This window comes from Pseudoalteromonas sp. SG43-4, from assembly GCF_014164325.1.
Classification (GTDB): domain Bacteria; phylum Pseudomonadota; class Gammaproteobacteria; order Enterobacterales; family Alteromonadaceae; genus Pseudoalteromonas; species Pseudoalteromonas distincta.
Genome location: NZ_JACJFB010000002.1, coordinates 291,093 through 309,411, shown reverse-complemented (window position 1 = coordinate 309,411; position 18,319 = coordinate 291,093). Strand labels below are relative to the sequence as shown.

Annotated in this window: 22 protein-coding genes; 7 read left to right on the top strand and 15 right to left on the bottom strand. The window is 39.9% G+C overall.

Annotated features, from left to right (window positions below; genetic code table 11):
• The first annotated feature begins 48 nt into the window (after window positions 1-48).
• The 4 genes from H5160_RS03445 to dolP are packed head-to-tail and all read left to right on the top strand — an operon-like array spanning window position 49 to window position 3,507.
• Entirely contained in the window at window positions 49-1,926 is a 1,878-nt protein-coding gene (locus tag H5160_RS03445; RefSeq protein ID WP_002957971.1) for a penicillin-binding protein activator, read from the top strand.
• A gap of 24 nt (window positions 1,927-1,950) precedes the next feature.
• Window positions 1,951-2,322 (top strand): YraN family protein, encoded by a 372-nt coding sequence (locus tag H5160_RS03440; protein WP_149602130.1) that lies wholly within the window; start codon window positions 1,951-1,953, stop codon window positions 2,320-2,322.
• 32 nt (window positions 2,323-2,354) lie between these two features.
• Window positions 2,355-2,948 (top strand): SIS domain-containing protein, encoded by a 594-nt coding sequence (locus H5160_RS03435; protein ID WP_002957968.1) that lies wholly within the window; start codon window positions 2,355-2,357, stop codon window positions 2,946-2,948.
• Window positions 2,941-3,507: a division/outer membrane stress-associated lipid-binding lipoprotein gene (gene dolP / locus H5160_RS03430; RefSeq protein WP_039485369.1), complete on the top strand. Its 567-nt coding sequence runs from the start codon at window positions 2,941-2,943 to the stop codon at window positions 3,505-3,507. The genes H5160_RS03435 and dolP overlap by 8 nt, the downstream gene beginning before the upstream one ends.
• Window positions 3,508-3,564: 57 nt before the next feature.
• Here dolP and H5160_RS03425 read toward each other — a convergent pair whose 3' ends face one another.
• From H5160_RS03425 to zapE, 8 genes are all read right to left on the bottom strand, one after another.
• Window positions 3,565-4,002 (bottom strand): ClpXP protease specificity-enhancing factor, encoded by a 438-nt coding sequence (locus tag H5160_RS03425; protein WP_002957966.1) that lies wholly within the window; start codon window positions 4,000-4,002, stop codon window positions 3,565-3,567.
• Window positions 4,002-4,628, bottom strand: coding sequence for a stringent starvation protein SspA (sspA, locus tag H5160_RS03420; protein ID WP_002957965.1), 627 nt, complete (start codon window positions 4,626-4,628; stop codon window positions 4,002-4,004). The genes H5160_RS03425 and sspA overlap by 1 nt, the downstream gene beginning before the upstream one ends.
• An 80-nt stretch (window positions 4,629-4,708) precedes the next feature.
• Window positions 4,709-5,458: a cytochrome c1 gene (locus tag H5160_RS03415; RefSeq protein ID WP_002957964.1), complete on the bottom strand. Its 750-nt coding sequence runs from the start codon at window positions 5,456-5,458 to the stop codon at window positions 4,709-4,711.
• Window positions 5,455-6,720 carry a cytochrome b N-terminal domain-containing protein gene (locus H5160_RS03410; RefSeq protein ID WP_002957963.1) on the bottom strand — a complete coding sequence of 422 codons (1,266 nt, stop codon included), beginning with the start codon at window positions 6,718-6,720 and terminating at the stop codon, window positions 5,455-5,457. The genes H5160_RS03415 and H5160_RS03410 overlap by 4 nt, the downstream gene beginning before the upstream one ends.
• Window positions 6,720-7,310 (bottom strand): ubiquinol-cytochrome c reductase iron-sulfur subunit, encoded by a 591-nt coding sequence (petA, locus tag H5160_RS03405; protein WP_002957962.1) that lies wholly within the window; start codon window positions 7,308-7,310, stop codon window positions 6,720-6,722. The genes H5160_RS03410 and petA overlap by 1 nt, the downstream gene beginning before the upstream one ends.
• Window positions 7,311-7,891: 581 nt before the next feature.
• A complete protein-coding gene (rpsI, locus tag H5160_RS03400) occupies window positions 7,892-8,284 on the bottom strand; it encodes a 30S ribosomal protein S9 (RefSeq protein ID WP_024595789.1) in 393 nt (130 codons plus the stop codon).
• Window positions 8,285-8,292: 8 nt separating this feature from the next.
• On the bottom strand, window positions 8,293-8,721 hold the full coding sequence (gene rplM / locus H5160_RS03395) for a 50S ribosomal protein L13 (protein WP_002957960.1): 429 nt from the start codon (window positions 8,719-8,721) through the stop codon (window positions 8,293-8,295).
• A gap of 286 nt (window positions 8,722-9,007) precedes the next feature.
• A complete protein-coding gene (gene zapE, locus H5160_RS03390; protein ID WP_002957958.1) occupies window positions 9,008-10,096 on the bottom strand; it encodes a cell division protein ZapE in 1,089 nt (362 codons plus the stop codon).
• A 134-nt stretch (window positions 10,097-10,230) separates the two neighbouring features.
• Between zapE and H5160_RS03385 the strand changes: the two genes are divergently transcribed.
• The 3 genes from H5160_RS03385 to H5160_RS03375 all read left to right on the top strand — a co-directional run bounded on the left by H5160_RS03385 (window position 10,231) and on the right by H5160_RS03375 (window position 13,341).
• Entirely contained in the window at window positions 10,231-10,674 is a 444-nt protein-coding gene (locus H5160_RS03385) for a YhcB family protein (protein ID WP_002957957.1), read from the top strand.
• A 129-nt stretch (window positions 10,675-10,803) separates the two neighbouring features.
• On the top strand, window positions 10,804-12,156 hold the full coding sequence (locus tag H5160_RS03380; RefSeq protein WP_024606350.1) for a Do family serine endopeptidase: 1,353 nt from the start codon (window positions 10,804-10,806) through the stop codon (window positions 12,154-12,156).
• A gap of 102 nt (window positions 12,157-12,258) precedes the next feature.
• Window positions 12,259-13,341, top strand: coding sequence for a trypsin-like peptidase domain-containing protein (locus tag H5160_RS03375; protein WP_024595792.1), 1,083 nt, complete (start codon window positions 12,259-12,261; stop codon window positions 13,339-13,341).
• Between the two features lie 86 nt (window positions 13,342-13,427).
• Here H5160_RS03375 and murA read toward each other — a convergent pair whose 3' ends face one another.
• From murA to H5160_RS03340, 7 genes are read right to left on the bottom strand one after another with little or no spacing between them, the layout of a single operon-like run.
• Window positions 13,428-14,687 carry a UDP-N-acetylglucosamine 1-carboxyvinyltransferase gene (gene murA, locus H5160_RS03370; RefSeq protein ID WP_002957954.1) on the bottom strand — a complete coding sequence of 420 codons (1,260 nt, stop codon included), beginning with the start codon at window positions 14,685-14,687 and terminating at the stop codon, window positions 13,428-13,430.
• A 13-nt stretch (window positions 14,688-14,700) separates the two neighbouring features.
• Window positions 14,701-14,958 (bottom strand): BolA family protein, encoded by a 258-nt coding sequence (locus H5160_RS03365; protein WP_002957953.1) that lies wholly within the window; start codon window positions 14,956-14,958, stop codon window positions 14,701-14,703.
• Between the two features lie 5 nt (window positions 14,959-14,963).
• Window positions 14,964-15,257, bottom strand: a complete 294-nt coding sequence (locus H5160_RS03360) for a lipid asymmetry maintenance protein MlaB (protein WP_002957952.1) — start codon at window positions 15,255-15,257, stop codon at window positions 14,964-14,966.
• Entirely contained in the window at window positions 15,250-15,930 is a 681-nt protein-coding gene (locus H5160_RS03355; RefSeq protein ID WP_039485391.1) for a phospholipid-binding protein MlaC, read from the bottom strand. The genes H5160_RS03360 and H5160_RS03355 overlap by 8 nt, the downstream gene beginning before the upstream one ends.
• Before the next feature lie 5 nt (window positions 15,931-15,935).
• On the bottom strand, window positions 15,936-16,484 hold the full coding sequence (gene mlaD / locus H5160_RS03350; protein ID WP_002957950.1) for an outer membrane lipid asymmetry maintenance protein MlaD: 549 nt from the start codon (window positions 16,482-16,484) through the stop codon (window positions 15,936-15,938).
• A 13-nt stretch (window positions 16,485-16,497) separates the two neighbouring features.
• Window positions 16,498-17,277 (bottom strand): lipid asymmetry maintenance ABC transporter permease subunit MlaE, encoded by a 780-nt coding sequence (gene mlaE / locus H5160_RS03345; RefSeq protein ID WP_002957949.1) that lies wholly within the window; start codon window positions 17,275-17,277, stop codon window positions 16,498-16,500.
• Window positions 17,277-18,092, bottom strand: coding sequence for an ATP-binding cassette domain-containing protein (locus tag H5160_RS03340; RefSeq protein WP_080945050.1), 816 nt, complete (start codon window positions 18,090-18,092; stop codon window positions 17,277-17,279). The genes mlaE and H5160_RS03340 overlap by 1 nt, the downstream gene beginning before the upstream one ends.
• Window positions 18,093-18,319: the final 227 nt, after the last annotated feature.

The following is an 18,319-nucleotide window of genomic DNA, read 5'->3' as shown; positions in this document are numbered from 1 at the left end:
GTCAGTCAGTAATATAAGCAAATCGCGTTAACGTATTGGGAAATCATTGTGCGACTTAAACTAGTTAGTCTATTAATTATATTGTCAGGGTTATCGGCGTGTAGCACAACCGAAAAACCAACTAAAAACAGCGATAACGTAAGTAACCGCACTAATGCACTGCAAAATCAGGCAACCAGTGCGCAATCTATCTATCAATTGGCGCAAAACCGCCAAGGTGCCGATAAAATACAGTTATTGTATAGCGCCCGTGATGCTGCAATTAGTGAGCAAAATTGGCCTTTGTTAGAGAAAATTGGTAATGAGCTTGAATTAACCGCAAGTGTTGATCAAATCCAAAACCGTCTTTATATTGCATTTGCACAAAAACAACAGAATAAGAATGATCAAGCTTTGGTGATTTTGCAATCGCTAGACGGACAACTGACTCAACCTGAGCATTTTGCATGGCATCAGTTTTTAACAGCCAGTATTTATGCATCGCAAAACTTTCCTAAAAAAGCTGCCCCCTATTTCTTTAGAGCTTCTGAAACAGCCACAAAAAACAATATAGAAATCCCTCAGCTCAATCAAAATTTGTGGGATAACTTAAAACAGCTCTCTTCATATGCGCTTGAACGTTTTAACCGTGGTTCGGTTATCCAGCAAGGCTGGGTAAACCTTGGTCTATACTATCAAGTATATGCAAGTAGCGGCGTGGAGCTAGACCAAGCAATTAATAATTGGCGCAGGCGCTATATTGGGCATCCGGCTTTTTCTGTATTACCTGAACAAGACGAAATGCTTACTGAGCTCGCCCCTATTAATATAGAGCGTTTAGTTGTGTTGTTTCCACAATCAGGCCCTAACGAACGCTTAGGTGATGCGCTTAAAGCCGGTGTGTTAGCTGCACTTGATACGCAAACTATCAACGACACTATTTTTATTGATGAAAACTTAAGTACAGAAGAAATTGCAGCGCAACTTGAAGAAATAAAGCCTGATTTTGTAATTGGTCCTCTACTTAAAGCAAATATTGATAAACTAGCCAATGCACAAACTCTTATTGATACTCCGGTACTGCATTTAAACACCTTTGATGGTGAGCGAATTTCGCTTCAGCATTATTACTTTGCATTGAACCCTGAGCACGAAGTACAACAAGCTCTGGAACACTTTTTAACTAAGGGCTATCAAAAGCCTATGCTGCTTGCGCCAAATAATGCAAATGGCCAACGTTTAGTTGATTATTTTAACCTACAGTGGCAACGCTACAGCGAAACCAAGCCACAAATCGGTTTTTATAACGATAAAAAAGATATGCCGAACACAATTACCAGCTTATTAGAAGTTGATAAGTCAAAAGATCGCATACAAACAGTTAAAGCATTATTTAAGCAAGAAGTAGAAAACGAAACGCGTTCACGCAGTGATATAGACGTTATTTATATTTTGGGTGATGCAATAGAAACTCGCTTAATTAAACCTTACCTTGATGTAAACGTCAGTACATTTGCTGATCGCATTCCACTTTATGCAAGCTCTAAAAGTCATAGTAAACAAATTGACAGTACAGACAAAGGCGACTTAGACGGCCTATACTTCACTGAATTACCGTGGATGCTTGATTCACAAATTAAACAACATAATTTACGCCAACAGTACAACTCTCTATGGCCAGAGCAAATTGATATTAGCCAACGCTTATTTGCAATGGCATACGATGCAGTATCAATATTACATGACATTAGACAGTTAAGCGTAATGCCAGGCAATCAATATAGTGGCTTAAGCGGTAAGTTATCTGTTAATACCAGCGGCCATATAGAACGTATGCTCGACTGGGCTCAATATACAAACCGTCGCATTAAGCCTGTGCAATTAGAAACACAACGCCCGGTACCATTGTTTATGCAATCAGCGGGTGATATACAAACTATAAATTAAACTTTATTAAGTTAAGGGGGCGGCATGTCGTGGTTTAAAGAGCTGTGGCACAATAGTCGCGAAAAAGGCCTGTATTATGAGCTTGAAGCGCAAAAATACTTAGTTACTCAGGGCTTAACACCCATTGAACGTAATTATTACTGCCCCTTTGGCGAGCTTGATGTCATTATGAAAGAAGGCGACACCCTTGTATTCATTGAGGTCAAGTTTCGCAAAAATAATGCCCGTGGCGGTGCCAACTATGCACTTAGCCCACAAAAACAAGCTCGATTAAAACGTAGTATTTATCATTACTTAGCAGCTAAAAATTTAACTAACCAAGCACTAAGAATTGATTATGTAGCCATTACAGGAGAAGCATCTCCTAATATTAATTGGCTTAAAAATGTATTTTAAACGCAAATACAAAGATAAATTATTGGTAGGCTATGCAAGACACAATTAAAGAAATTTTTACAGAAAGCATTCAAGTTCAAATCGCTGCTGGTGAAGTGCTACCTAGTGCGCTTGAGTCAGCTGCATTTACTATTGCACAAAGTCTGATCAACGGAAATAAACTCATTTGCTGCGGTACTGCAAATTGCCACATGCTCGCCCAGCACATGGCGGGAGTATTGGTTAATCACTATGAAACCGAGCGTCCTTGTTTACCCGCAATTGCTCTATCGCAAGAAAACGTTAACCTTGGACAAAGTACTCAGGTAGACGATCACGATACATTTGCTCGCCAAGTCCGCGCTTTTGCTCAGCAAGGTGATTTATTGCTTGTACTGGCTATTAACGGTAACGAAAAACATGTTATTTCTGCCGTTGAAGCTGCACTAACTAAAGATATGAAGGTCATAGTTATGGTTGGTGATGATGGTGGCGAGTTGGTTGGCCTACTTGGCCCTAACGATGTTGAAATTAGATCCCCATCTAAACGCCCTAGCCGCATTATCGAATCCCATTTAGTTAACTTACATTGTTTAAGCGAACTTGTTGATTTAACGCTTTTCCCTCAGGATGAAAATTATGTTTAAACGCTCTCTTATTGTTTTAGGTACTGTTGTATTACTACAAGGTTGCGCAGCTGCTGTTGTTGCAGGTACAGCCAGTGCAGTAACTGCAGCGAACGATCGCCGTACCATTGGCTCTCAAATTGACGATAACAATATTGAAATAAAAGCCAGTATTGCACTTAGCGAAGTAGAACGCCTTGAAAAGTTTGCCAATATAAGCGCTGTAAGCGTTAACGGTATTGTTTTACTTGTAGGCCAAGTATCTAATGAAGAAATGAGAAACGAAGCACAGCGTACCATTGAGGGCGTTTCAGGTATTCGTAAGATACATAACCAAATTCGTATTGGCTCAAATATTGGCATTACTACACAAACGCATGACTCTTGGTTAACTTCTAAAGTAAAAGCTCAGCTACTAACAGCAAAAGACATTAGCAGTAATAACATTAAAGTAGTTACTGAAAACGCTGAAGTATTTTTAATGGGTTTAGTATCTGACTCTGAGTCTACTCAAGCTGTAAACATTGCCCGAAATGTATCTGGCGTAGAGCGTGTAATTAAAGTATTCGAATATATGTAAAGTAAAATACAGACATAAAAAAACCGCTTATTAAGCGGTTTTTTTTGCATTTACTTATTATTTAATAACGCGTAAATGAGAGCCTTTTTTCTTCTGTGGCTTTTCTGGTGGTGTTTCATCAATAAATTCAGCTGATGAATCAACACTTTCAAGCTCAGGCACAAAATCGTCTTCGTCCTCTAAAAACTCATCTGCAGTAAAGACTGTTCCTTCGCCATTTTCACGCGCGTATATTGCAAGCACAGCACCTAGAGGCACATACACTTGCATTGGCTGACCACCAAAGCGCGCATTGAAGCTAAGTTGGGTTAAGTCTAACGAAAACTGTGTGACCGCTGATGGACTTATGTTTAAAACAATTTGTCCGTCTTGAACAAACTGTGTTGGCACTTGTACATTTGCAAACCCAGCGTCTACCACTAAATGCGGTGTACACTCGTTATCGACTATCCAATCAAAAAAAGCACGTAATAAATAAGGACGATTAGGCGTCATTATAAACGGATCTCACGCTCAGCTTCAGTTAAAGAGGCTTGGAATGACTCACGTTCAAATAAACGGATCATGTACTCTTTAAGCTCTTTAGAACCTGCACCATTAAGCTCAATACCAAACTCTGGTAAACGCCATAATAGTGGAGCTAAATAACAATCTACTAAGCTAAACTCTTCACTCATAAAGTAAGGTGCTTCGCTAAAAATAGGTGCTACAGCAAGTAATGCTTCTGTTAGCTCTTTACGAGCTTGAGCAGCATCTGACGTGTTGTTACTGATTTTGTCAGCTAGGCTGTACCAGTCAGTATCAATACGATGCATCATTAAGCGGCTACGACCACGCATTACCGGGTAAACAGGCATTAGTGGAGGATGAGGAAAACGCTCATCAAGGTATTCCATGATGATGTTTGCCTGGTATAAACCAAGCTCACGGTCAATCAGTGTTGGCACTGTGCCGTAAGGGTTAATTTCGTGAAGTGCTTCTGGCAAGTTATCTTTTTCAGCCAAATGAATATCTACACTTACACCTTTTTCCGCAAGTACAATACGTACTTGGTGGCTATACATACAGTTAGCACCAGAAAAAAGGGTCATTACAGGGCGCTTATTGGCAGCTACGGCCATGCCTATACCTCCATTAAATAACTAAAACAGCAAAAGGGGCTTAAGCCCCTATTGCAAAATTACCTTTAAAAATGTTCAACTTAATGAACATCTCTCCAGTATTCTTTCTTAAGCATAAATGCCAAGATAAATAGAATTATTAAGAATCCTATTACCTTAATACCTAGCGCTTCCGATTCAAGACGTGAAGGTTCACCCACGTACTCAAGGAAGTTTGTTAAATCACGAGCCGCTTGGTCGTATTCATCTACGCTTAATTCACCCGTACCATCAGTTTCAGTAGCAATAACTTTGGTCACAGTGTGGCCATGTTCTTCTACTTCTTTAGTGATAGGCGTTGGTAAACCTTGTAGTTCTTGAAGAACATGAGGCATACCTACCGATGGAAAAACAATATTGTTAACTCCAAACGGGCGAGATTCATCTTTATAAAACGATTTTAGGTACGTGTAAATATAATCTGGTGATTTTACACGTGCAATAAGAGTTAAATCCGGCGGAGCCGCACCAAACCATTTTGCTGCATCGTCTTTTGTAATTGCGTTTGTGATATGGCTACCGACTTTAGAGCCGTCAAAAATTAACTGCTCTAAACCAACTTCTGTTGGGATACCGATATCACGAAAAGTACGCTCATAACGTTGATACTGCATTTGGTGACAACCAAGACAGTAGTTCATGAACAACTTTGCACCGCGTTGTAAAGATGGTTGATCAGTAAGGTCGTTATTCGCTTCCATTAAAGGAACCGACGGACCTGCTGCCATAACCATGTTAGGCAACAAGTTTACTGATAAAGCAAATAAACCAATAATAAGCTTCTTCATCATTTCGTTAACCTCTCTGGCAATGGCTTAGTTTTTTCGTTCTTACTGTATACAAACAACAGTACGAAGAACATAAAGTAAGTCACAGTACAGATTTGAGAAATAATCGTTTTCATATCAGTTTGTGGAGTTGCACCCACCCAACCAAGAAGAACGAAAGTTACAACAAAGCCTGCAATGTTCCATTTATGGAAACCACAACGGTAACGAACCGATTTAACTCTACCACGGTCTATCCAAGGTAGTAATGCAAGTACTACAATCGATGCACCCATCGCCGCAACACCGATTAACTTATCAGGGATTGCACGTAAGATTGCATAGAATGGCGTAAAGTACCAAACCGGGAAAATATGCTCAGGTGTTTTAAGTGGGTTAGCTGCCTCGAAGTTTGGACCTTCTAAAAAGAAGCCATTCATCGCCGGCATAAAGAACACAACCCAACAAAACAGTATTAAGAAACCAACCACACCCACAATATCTTTAACTGTGTAGTAAGGGTGGAACGGTATCGCATCAACAATGTCTTTTTTGTTAGTGTAATACTCGTGGAATTTAAATTTAGGCTTATCTTCTTCAGCTACTGAGCCTTTCTTACGTTTAATCTCAATACCTTCAGGGTTATTTGAACCCACTTCGTGTAGAGCAACAATGTGTAAGAAAACTAAGATTACAATAACCAGTGGTAGTGCAATTACATGTAATGCAAAGAAGCGATTAAGCGTTGCACCTGATATTACGTAGTCACCACGGATCCAAAGTGTTAAGTCATCACCAATAACCGGAATAGCACCGAATAATGAAATGATTACTTGTGCGCCCCAGAACGACATTTGGCCCCATGGTAATAAGTATCCCATGAATGCTTCAGCCATTAGCGCTAAGAAAATGAACATACCAAATAACCACAGTAATTCACGCGGTTTTTGGTAAGAACCGTAGATCATGCCACGGAACATATGCATATATACAACGATGAAAAACGCTGATGCACCTGTTGAGTGCAAGTAACGTAGTAACCAGCCATATTCTACATCACGCATGATGTACTCTACCGAGGCAAAAGCACCTTCAGCAGACGGAACAAAGTTCATCGTTAACCAAATACCTGTTAGGATTTGGTTTACTAGTACTAACATGGCTAGTGAGCCAAAAAAGTACCAGAAGTTAAAGTTTTTAGGTGCTGGATACTGTGCAATGTGCATGTTCCAAACACGTGTCATTGGGATTCGGTCGTCTATCCAACCAATAATCTTACCAAACATTAGGCTACCCCTCTTTCTTCGCCCACTAAAATAGTGGTGTCATCTAGAAAAGTATAAGGTGGTATTTCTAAGTTTAATGGTGCAGGTACCGATTGAAATACTCGACCAGCCATATCAAATTTAGAACCGTGGCACGGGCAGTAGAAACCGTCATCAGTCCCTTCTACTTTCTCACCAAAATTACCTTGTAAAAAGCCTGGTGAACATCCTAAATGCGTACAAATACCTACAGCCAAAAATATTTCTGGACGTAATGAACGGTAATCATTTGTTGATGATTCTAATTGTTGTGGCTCTTGCGATTGCGGATCACGAAGTTGACCTTCATGTTCTTTCATCTGCTCAAGCATTTTTGGGGTACGTGATACAACCCATACAGGTTTACCACGCCACTCGACACGTATTAATTGTCCAGGCTCAAGTTTGCTGATATCTACTTCTACAGGCGCACCCGCAGATTTAGCTCGCTCACTTGGATTCCAAGACGCAATAAAAGGAACAGCAGCCCCAGCCGCACCAACACCACCTACAACAGAGGTAGCTATGGTTAAAAAGCGACGTCGGCCATTGTCTACAGGCGCATTGCTCATCCACTTATCTCCACTATGATTCTCAACACTTGCTATATTGAGAACATCAGTTACAGCAGGTTAATTATTCGAAATTTTTAAAATAGAAGCGATCATAATTAAAACCCTTGATTAAAACAAGGTTATTCAAAGCCCCATGCTCGAATAAACCTGACTTGATCAAAAATTTGATTAAGCTAGCTCGAGAATAAAGCCGAACGACTATAATAACGCTTCTGTAAAAACAATATACTGACCGAGATCAACACCACTAAGAGGAAACAGTAAAAACTGTACATAGTGTCGTTAAACTCACTCATTTTACTTCCACGCCAATTGTAGCAAAAAATTCCACCAATTAACTGATGGATTTAAACTAATTACGATAATTATTTAACTTTTTTGCAGCTATCTGAGTGTTTTTTAACTTTCGTTCGATTAATACGCAGTTATTAATAAATTTGATCATCATTAATTACAGCAATACCAAGTATGGCGACCGCTATAAACAAATTTAAATTAAGTAGCAAATGTAAACTTTTTGATTTGAAAACAAAAAACCCAGCATAAGCTGGGTTTTTGAATTCTTGATAACGTATAGATTAACGTTTTGAGAACTGTGGACGCTTACGCGCTTTCTTAAGACCCACTTTCTTACGTTCAACTTTACGTGCATCACGTGTAACAAAACCTGCTTTACGAAGTTGTGGACGTAGTGACTCGTCAAACTCCATAAGTGCACGAGTGATACCGTGACGGATAGCACCAGCTTGACCAGTTGTACCACCACCAGAAACGGTGATGTAAAGGTCAAATTTTTCAGTCATATCAACTAGCTCAAGAGCTTGATGAACAACCATGCGTGCTGTTTCGCGACCAAAATACTCTTCTAGAGAGCGTTTGTTGATTACGATGTTACCAGTGCCTGGGCGTAAGAATACGCGAGCACTTGAACTTTTACGACGACCTGTACCGTAGTATTGATTTGCCATGATGGTGCTCCTTAAATGTCTAGAACCTGAGGCTGTTGTGCAGCATGGTTATGCTCAGTACCTGCGTAAACTTTAAGTTTACGGTACATAGCGCGGCCTAAAGGACCACGTGGCAACATGCCTTTTACAGCTTTCTCGATGATCATTTCAGGCTTTGCAGCTTGAAGTTTATCAAAAGTAGTAGACTTAAGGCCACCTGGAAAACCAGAGTGAGCGTAGTACACTTTATCTTTGAATTTGTTACCAGTTACAGTAACTTTTTCAGCGTTGATAACGATGATGTAATCACCAGTATCTACGTGAGGAGTGTATTCAGCTTTATGCTTACCGCGTAGGCGGTGAGCGATTTCAGTAGCGATGCGACCTAAAGTTTTACCTTCAGCGTCAACTACGTACCAGTCACGTTTTACTGTTTCTGGTTTAGCAACAAACGTTTTCATTTATAAAAATCCAATGTTTTTCAATTAAAACCACAAGTAGTTAATATTAACTACTGCTCTAAGTTTGCTATAACCCCTTCGAGTTTTAGACTTTTGCGCCGCTCACAAGTGGCTAGACTATATGAGGACATAGAACGCAACGTGGCAGACGCGGGAGTATACCAGCACTTAAAACACATTGCTACTCGCCGGTTGTTTTTTCCACAAGAAATTTCAGAAATAAGAAGTACTATATATGTACCTCTTTTTTATAGTTGCCCTATTACACATTTACTTACTTACTTATTTAAACTAAATGCTCTCTAGCTAAATATTCTAAGGATTGCATTTCTTGTAAACGACTAATACAACGCTTAAATTCAAAGTTTAAATTACCTTGGGTATAAAGTTCGGTAATAGGTTTTTCAGCCGATATAATTAAAGTTACATGGCGCTCATAAAATTCATCCACTAAAGCAATAAAGCGTCTAGCAGCATCATCATTAGTTTGCCCTAGCTGTTTTACGTTAGAAATAATCACCGTATTGTATAAGCGGCTAATCTCCATGTAATCGACCTGGCTACGTGCTGTTTCGCACAATTCACTAAACTCAAACATCACAACGCATTTAGCTACTTTACGCGTTTTGATTTTTCGCCCTTCTATTTCTATCGGCTCATCTAATTGCCCAGGCTCTGGCGATAACTTATCGAAGTACTCAAATAGGTTCTTATCCGCATCTTCATCTAACGGACTATGAAAAATTTCAGCTTGCTCTAAAGTACGTAATCGGTAATCAATACCTGAATCTACATTAACTATCTCGGTATTTTTTTTAACAAGCTCAATTGCTGGCATAAAACGCGCTCGCTGTAAGCCATTTCTGTAAAGTTCATCAGGCACTATATTAGAGGTTGCTACAAGTACTATGCCCCGTGCAAATAGCGCTTCCATTAAGCCACCTAATAGCATGGCATCAGTAATGTCTTGTACAAAAAACTCATCAAAGCAAATAATGTCTGTTTCTGCTTTAAAAGTGTCAGCAATTTTTTCTAATGGATTAGCCGTATTATTTAGCTTTTTAAGCTCGTTATGCACTCGGTGCATAAATCGATGAAAGTGCACACGCATTTTACGTGTGCCCGGTAATGATTCGTAAAAAGTGTCAACTAAATAAGTTTTACCACGCCCTACTCCCCCCCAAAAGTACAAACCTTTTACAGGCGCAGGTTCTTCTTTACTAAATAGCTTAGCAAAAAAGCCTTTTTGTTTTGGCTTTGTCTGAGTTAGGTCATCGTATAGACGTTGTAAATGGCGCACAGCATTTTCTTGTGCTGCGTCGTGTACAAAGTCATCTCGCTTTAAGTCTTGTTGGTATGTTTGCCAAGGAGTCATATCTATTTACAGTTAAAACACAGTTTAATTTGCAAAGCATATTAACACGCATCATAACTCGGGGTATATTACACTTAGTATGATTTATAATTGAATCGGCATTCGTTAGTTATTTTCCCAAAGGGGTAGTTTTTATGGGCACAGTTATGTGGGTAGGTTTGATTGTTATTGTTGCTGTTGTAGCATTTTTTATTGGCGCATTTGTTACTAAAAAACAGTTCAAACAAGATGAATTAAAAGAGCAAGCAGAGCAAGCTGAAAATGCGTTAGAGCAGTATCGCCAAGATGTAGCTGATCATTTAGCGAATACTGGTAAGCTCGTAAATAAAATGAAAGAAAACTATGATCAACTGCTTAGTCACGTTGAAGAAACAAACCAGCTTCTTCTAGAAGATAGAAATAAAGCACCAGCTGAACCATTCTTTTCAAAAGAAACAACAGAACAACTGCAGGCTTCATTAAAAGAGCGTCAATGCGATCGTTCTACAGCCGCAGCACAACCAGCTGATTATGTATCAGGTGAATCAGGTTTATTTGCTGGTCAAAATAAAGTTTCAGAACATTCTAAAGCATCTTGATGAACTTTTTTTTGACCCCATAGTCTTTAGATATAACAGCTTTGTTGTTTTATCTTAATAAACCGAAAAGGGCTGCTGTAAAGTAGCCCTTTTTGTTTTGCTTTATCTTAAGTGGAGTTACCCCTGACTATGAAAATGAAATTATCACTTATCAGCGCAGCTATTTTATCTACAAGCTTGTTAATGAGCCCAGTAGCGTCTTATGCAAAAATGCCAATTGCAGTAAATGGTCAACAACTACCAACTCTTGCCCCCATGCTAGAGAAAATATCTCCAGGTGTTGTAAGTATCCAAGTTTCAGGCTCAAAAGAAGTACGCCGCCGTGCAGATCCGCTTGAATACTTTTTTGGACAGCAACAGCCTCGCAGTCAAAAGCGTCAATTTAGTGGATTAGGCTCTGGGGTAATTATTGATGCTGATGAGGGTTATGTAGTCACTAATAATCACGTAATCCAAGATGCCGAAAAAATGGTAGTAACCCTCGAAGATGGCCGTGAATTTGAAGCAACTAAAATTGGTACTGATACAGAATCAGACATCGCTCTTTTACAAATAGACGCTGATGACTTAACTGAAATAAAACTCGCAAATTCAGATAGTTTACGAGTGGGCGACTTTGCTGTCGCTATTGGTAACCCATTTGGACTTAGCCACACAGTTACATCTGGTATTGTTAGTGCTCTTGGCCGTAGTGGTTTAAATATTGAGGGCTACGAAGATTTCATTCAAACCGATGCTGCTATTAACCAAGGCAACTCTGGTGGTGCATTAGTTAACTTAAACGGTGAATTGATTGGTATTAACACTGCTATTTTAGGTGCTTCTGGCGGTAACGTGGGTATTGGTTTTGCCATTCCATCAAACATGATGAAAAACTTAGTTGATCAAATTGTTGAACACGGTGAAGTACGCCGAGGTTCGCTGGGTATTTCTGGCCGCCCACTTGATGCAGGCCTTGCTAAAGCGCAGCAACTTGACGTTAAACAAGGTGCTTATGTAATGCAAGTAATGGACGACACTGCTGCAAGTAAAGCAGGTATAAAAGCAGGTGACGTAATTGTTAGCATTAATGGCGGTGATATTAGTGGTTTCCATGAACTACGCAGCAAAATTGCTACGCTAGGTGAAGGCCGCGAAATAAAACTTGGTATTTACCGCGATGGTAAAATTAAAACAGTAAAAGTAACTCTTGATGGTGCATCAGGTGTTACAGCGACTGGCGAAGAGCTGCATCCTGCGTTCCAAGGCGCGACACTTGAAAACGTGCAAAAAAATAGTAATAAAGGTGTTGAGGTTACGTCTGTAGACCCTCGCTCACCTTCTGCCCGTGTTGGCCTTGAAGAAGGTGATATTATTATGCAAGTGAATCGTCAACGAGTAGAGACTATTCGTGATATGAATAAGATTATCGAAAACACCAAAGGTAATATCGTACTTGGCGTGCAACGTGGTCGTGAGTCTATATTTATTTTAATTCAGTAATAAATAGCACTATTAATGTAATAAAAATAACAGTGGCACTTGCCGCTGTTATTTTTTTTATGTCATCATAAAGAGATTGCTCACTTACATAATAAGAAAACTGTGCTGAAATTAATAAAATTTATTCTTCCCCCTTTATTTGCAGGTCTAAGTATTGCTTTTTTAGTGGTTTTTTTCAGCCCTAATATGCGAGCCGCCTTACTTCCTAATGTTCCCCTTCCAAGCGCGATGAGTGCGAGTCACCTGAGTTTTTCTGATGCAGTTAAACGAGCAGCTCCTTCTGTAGTTACTATTTTTTCAGAAAGCATTTCCAAAGAGCCTCGTTATAAAAGAAAAAACACGGTACAAGAGCTAGGCTCTGGCGTCATTATGTCGCAAGACGGTTATATTCTTACTAACTATCATGTTGTTAATAATGCAGACCAAATTATGGTTATCTTAACCGATGGCCGACGCTTTTTTGATGTGCAACTCATTGGTTTTGATACCATTACTGATTTAGCCTTACTTAAAATCAATGCAGATCACCTCCCGGTGATTCCCGTAAACGATAGCTATGTATCAAATGTAGGCGATGTTGTACTTGCTATAGGCAACCCGCTTAACTTAGGGCAAACAATCACTCAAGGCATTATTAGTGCAACGGGTAAGCAAAAAATTACAGATAGCCCTTACAATAACTTATTGCAAATGGATGCAGCTATTAACGTGGGCAACTCCGGCGGCGCATTAGTTAACTCCAATGGTGATTTAGTCGGCATTACTTCTGCACAATTTAAAACGCGTGAGAACTTGAATATTCAAGGAATATTTTTTGCGGTTCCTTACTCACTTGCTAAAAAAGTGATGGGTAAACTCATTCGTCACGGTCGGGTTGTGCGCGGCTATTTAGGCTTTGAAGGCACAGCAGTAGATAGTACGGGTAAAGAAGTAAACGACAGCCTAACGCCGGTTACCGGCATGCGCATTACTAATTTAGACCCTTTGGGGCCAGCATGGCAAGCGGGTATTGAAGAGCAAGATATCGTCATTAAAATTGCAGGGCTTTCGGTAGCAAACCCACAAAAAGTGCTTGAAAAAATAGGTAATACGGAGCCCGGTAAAGAAATAGAATTTGAGCTATACAGAGATGGCAAAATAGAAAAAATCATGGTGGTGGTAGCTGAGCTTGAAACAAAGCTCTAATAAAGAGTAATACCAATCGTCAATAAAAAGGTCGGATAGCAATTTGCGTATCCGACCTTTTTTAAATAGCTTAACTAGTTATCTACTTAGCTACTTCTACGTTTAATGTTTGCACCCAACGCACTTAGCTTATCTTCAATGCGCTGATAGCCTCTATCAACGTGATAAATACGGTCAACAACCGTTTCACCCTGTGCCACTATACCCGTTAAAATTAAGCTAGCTGAAGCGCGTAAATCGGTTGCCATCACTTGCGCACCCGTTAAGCTTTCAGTCTCACCACAAATTGCGGTATGCCCTTCTAAACGAATATTAGCGCCCATACGCTGCAACTCTGGTACATGCATAAAACGGTTTTCAAAAATCGTTTCTGTGATCGTTGCACTACCATTTGCTACTACATTCAATGCTGTAAACTGAGCTTGCATATCCGTAGGAAAACCTGGGTGTGGAGCTGTTTTAATATTCACGGCTTTAAGTTCTCGGCCGCGCATATCAAGATAAATACTATCGTTATGTACTTCTAGGTGCGCATTCGTAGCACGTAGCTTTTCAATCACAGGCTCAAGAGAATGAAAGTCTGTATTTTTACAAAGTACTTCACCGCCAGCCATTGCTGCTGCGACTAAAAACGTCCCAGTTTCAATTCGGTCAGGTAAAATACTGTGTTCACAGCCAGCTAAACGCTCAACGCCTTCAACTTCAATGCGGCTAGTACCTGCACCTGTGATTTTAGCGCCCATAGCAATTAGGCAGTTAGCTAAATCAATTATTTCAGGCTCGCGTGCCGCATTATCAAGTATGGTTTTACCATCAGCGAGGGCCGCTGCCATTAATAGGTTTTCGGTAGCACCTACGCTTACCATTTCCATAAAAATTTCAGCGCCTTTTAAGCGACCATTAACCTTGGCATTAATATAACCATTTTCAACGTTTATTTGTGCGCCCATGCGCTCCAAACCTTGAATATGGATATCAACAGGGCGAGCACCAATAGCGCACCCACCAGGTAAAGACACTTGAGCCTCACCAAAACGTGCAACTAGAGGGCCTAATGCAAGCACAGAGGCGCGCATTTGCTTTACTAAGTCGTAAGGCGCTAATGTTTTATTAACCGTTGCACCGTCAATTACTAGCGTATCGCCCTGCCAATTAACATCTGCACCTAAAGTTTTTAATAAGGCTTCAGTGGTCACTATGTCGCGAAGACGCGGTACATTAGTAAATATACTTTTACCATCAGCTAATAGTGAAGCAAATAAGATAGGAAGTGCGGCATTTTTAGCGCCCGAAATAGTCACTTCACCAGCAAGTGAAGTGCCACCTTGAATTACAAATTGATCCATTAGGAGGCCCTAGTTATTGCGGTAAAATGAATTTTTGTTCACGCTTCCACTCTACAGGAGTAAATGCACGAATAGATACTGCGTGAATTGTCCCATCTGAAATTGTATTCATTAATGGACCATAAACTAGCTGCTGCTTTTTAACTCGGCTTAAACCGTCAAAGCATTCGCCTACTGCAACAACTTCATAATGACTACCATTGGCTTTTACATGTACTTCAGCTAATTGAAGTTCTTCGCGTAATAATGTTTCGACTTGGCTAGTTTCCATAACTCTCACTCAAATAGGGTTGTAACCTGACCCAATTGCATTAAATTTTGCAATTGCTCAGGTAGGTTTTGCAATTCAAGGCGAATGCCTTGCTGCTTTAATTCTGCAAAAGAGTGAATTAACCAAGCTAAGCCTGCTGTGTCAACCCTTGATACTCCACTTAGGTCGAAATAGATGATTTTATGCTTAGTTAATAACTTATTGTTCAGAAGCTGTTCATCGCCAATTGAATTTCGAGTAAGCTCACCGCTTACTCCAAAATGTTGTCCATCAACTTGGCTTATTGCCAATTTAGTCATTCGAGTTACTGCCTCTAAACTGAACTGGTAGCTGACTCTTTTGCTCTAAAAGGTTACTTACATTATCAATACCTTGCTGACGCAAAATACCTTGCAGCTCGCTTTGCTTTGCATCCAGTAAACTAATACCTTCGGCAATCATATCGTACGCGCGCCATTCACCGTCGCGGTCTTCGCGTACTTTAAAATCGATTCTGATATCAGGTTTACCGTCTTCAATAATTTTAGTCTTAACAACAACGACGTCTTTACCTTTAAACGCTTGCTCTGCACCAAACTCAACTTTCTGGTTTGTGTATTGAGTAAATACACCTGCATAAGTAGCAACTAAGTACTCTCTAAATACACCAATAAAGCGTTGAATTTCTTTAATTGCTTTGGCCTTTTCAGCCTCGTCGGTAATTGCACGAACTTTAGATACTTCACTGCCAAGTACACGAAGTGCTGCATATTTATAGTCGATATAAGGCATTAATTCTTCTTCGACTATTACGCGAAGGTATTCCTGATCTTTAACAATTAATGGCTGATCTTTTTTAATGCGCGCAAATGTATTATCGGCAACTTGGCGTACCATTTTATTAGGATCGACTAATTTCACATCTGCTGCACTTACGCTTTGAGTTAGCGTCATTGTGCCAATTGCTACAATAGCTAAAAACTTTTTCAACATAATAATTACTCACTACCTTGGTTGAATAAAAACTGCCCGATTAATTCTTCAAGTACAATGGCAGACTTAGTATCAGTGATTGAATCGCCATCACCTAGTGCTTTACTTTCCACACCAAATAAATCGTCAATTGCTTCATCTTGCTTGTTTTCTGTCACTGTTTCGCCTAAACAACGTTGCTTAGCAGAATCTGGAGAAATTACAGGGTGAATACCTAAGTACTGCTCACCTAAAATACCCGACGTTAAAATAGAGATTGAGCTTGTGTCTGAAAAACGACATAAGTACTGTGCGTCAATGGTCATATTAACGACTGGTAAAAACTCTTGTGGGTGAACATAAATTGATTCAACACGGCCAATTACAACACCACCTACTTTTACTGGCGCACGCGCTTTTAACGAGCCGATGTTTTCAAACTTGGCATTAAGCGTATATGTTTCGCCAGAGCCACTAATACCTGAATTGGCAACTTTAAGTGCAAGCATCGCAAAAGCTAAAATGCCAAGTGCTACAAAAAAACCAACTAAAATTTCTAATTTCCGTGAATTCATTATCTATACCCTATTAGCTGGTAAACATTACCGCTGTCAAAATAAAGTCAAAACCTAAAACTGCTAATGACGAATGAACAACCGTTTCGGTGGTTGCTTTGCTGATCCCTTCTGAGGTCGGCACACAGTCATATCCTTTATAAAGCGCAATCCAGGTCACCACTATGGCAAATACAAAGCTTTTAATAATACCGTTTAGTATGTCTTGCTGAAACGACACTTGCGATTGCATGATTGACCAAAAACTACCTGTATCAACCCCCAGCCAATCTACCCCCACTAAATGAGCGCCTATAATTGCTACAGCTGAAAATATCAATGCAAGCAATGGCATGCTTATAAAACCCGCCCAAAAGCGCGGTGCAATAATACGCTTTAGCGGATCGATTGCCATCATCTCAAGTGATGAAAGTTGCTCTGTTGCTTTCATTAAGCCAATTTCAGCTGTCAAAGCGCTACCTGCGCGTCCTGCAAATAATAATGCAGTAACAACCGGGCCTAGTTCTCGCAATAAGCTCAGTGCCACTAACGGCCCTAAACTATCCTCAGCGCCATAACCAACCAATACGGTGTAACCTTGTAAAGCCAACACCATACCGATAAACAAACCCGACACCATAATAATGAGTAACGATTGCGAACCAACCATATAAAGCTGGCGAACAAGTAACGGTGTGCCTTTTTTAAAATTAGGAACATGCGCTAATGCACTAAACAGCATATAAGCAGAACGACCAAGGGCCGCAAAGCGTCCTAGCGTTTTATGTCCTAGCTTTTGAAATAAATCCAACATTATGCTTTTTCTCCAAGTAGTTCGTCTGCATAAGCCTGAGCCGGAAAATGAAATGGTACAGGACCATCCGACAAGCCTTTTAAAAACTGTTGAACTAAAGGAGATTCATGATTACGCATTTCATCTGGAGTACCAGAACCAATTACCCCTTGATCGGCGATAATTATAACGTGTTCGGCAATACTCATTACCTCTGTTACATCGTGCGTCACGATTAAAGACGATAAACCTAATACTTCGTTGAGCGACTTAATTAGCTTAACCAATACGCCCATCGAAATAGGATCTTGCCCTGCAAATGGTTCATCGTACATGATTAGCTCTGGATCAAGTGCTATAGCGCGTGCAAGTGCAGCACGCCTTGCCATACCGCCGGATAACTCAGATGGCATTAAATCTTTAGCGCCACGTAGTCCAACCGCTTGCAGTTTCATTAACACAACTAATCGAATCAGGTCTTCACTTAGCTTTGTGTGCTCTCTTATAGGAAACGCGATATTGTCAAATACCGACATATCAGTAAACAACGCACCACTTTGAAAAAGCATACTCATTTTAGTACGTGCTTCGTATAACTCTTTACGAGACATTTTAGGAATGCTGCCACCTTCAAATAAAATATCACCTGAATCTGGTTTAAGCTGACCACCAATTAAACGCAACATAGTGGTTTTGCCAATTCCGCTTGGCCCCATAATCGCAGTAATTTTACCTTTAGGAACGCTAAAACTCATATTTTTATATATGGTTCTATTGCCTCTCGAAAAGCTAACATCCTTGACTTCTACTATTGATTGCGACAAGTCGCTCTCCATAAAAATGTTCACTAGTGCCCCTATTTTAAAGCTTTTTTGTCAAAGATGGAAAAAACAATTCGTAAGATTTTGTAATACACCCATGAAAAGGATTATAAGACTCGCTCAAAACAGCTTAACCCCGGCTTAAATTTTTAAATTAGCTGTTTAAAAGCAACATTGTTACCTAGTTGACCTTACTCTTTTATTTATACTTTCATCTTGGCTTTTGTTACTATTCGCGCCAT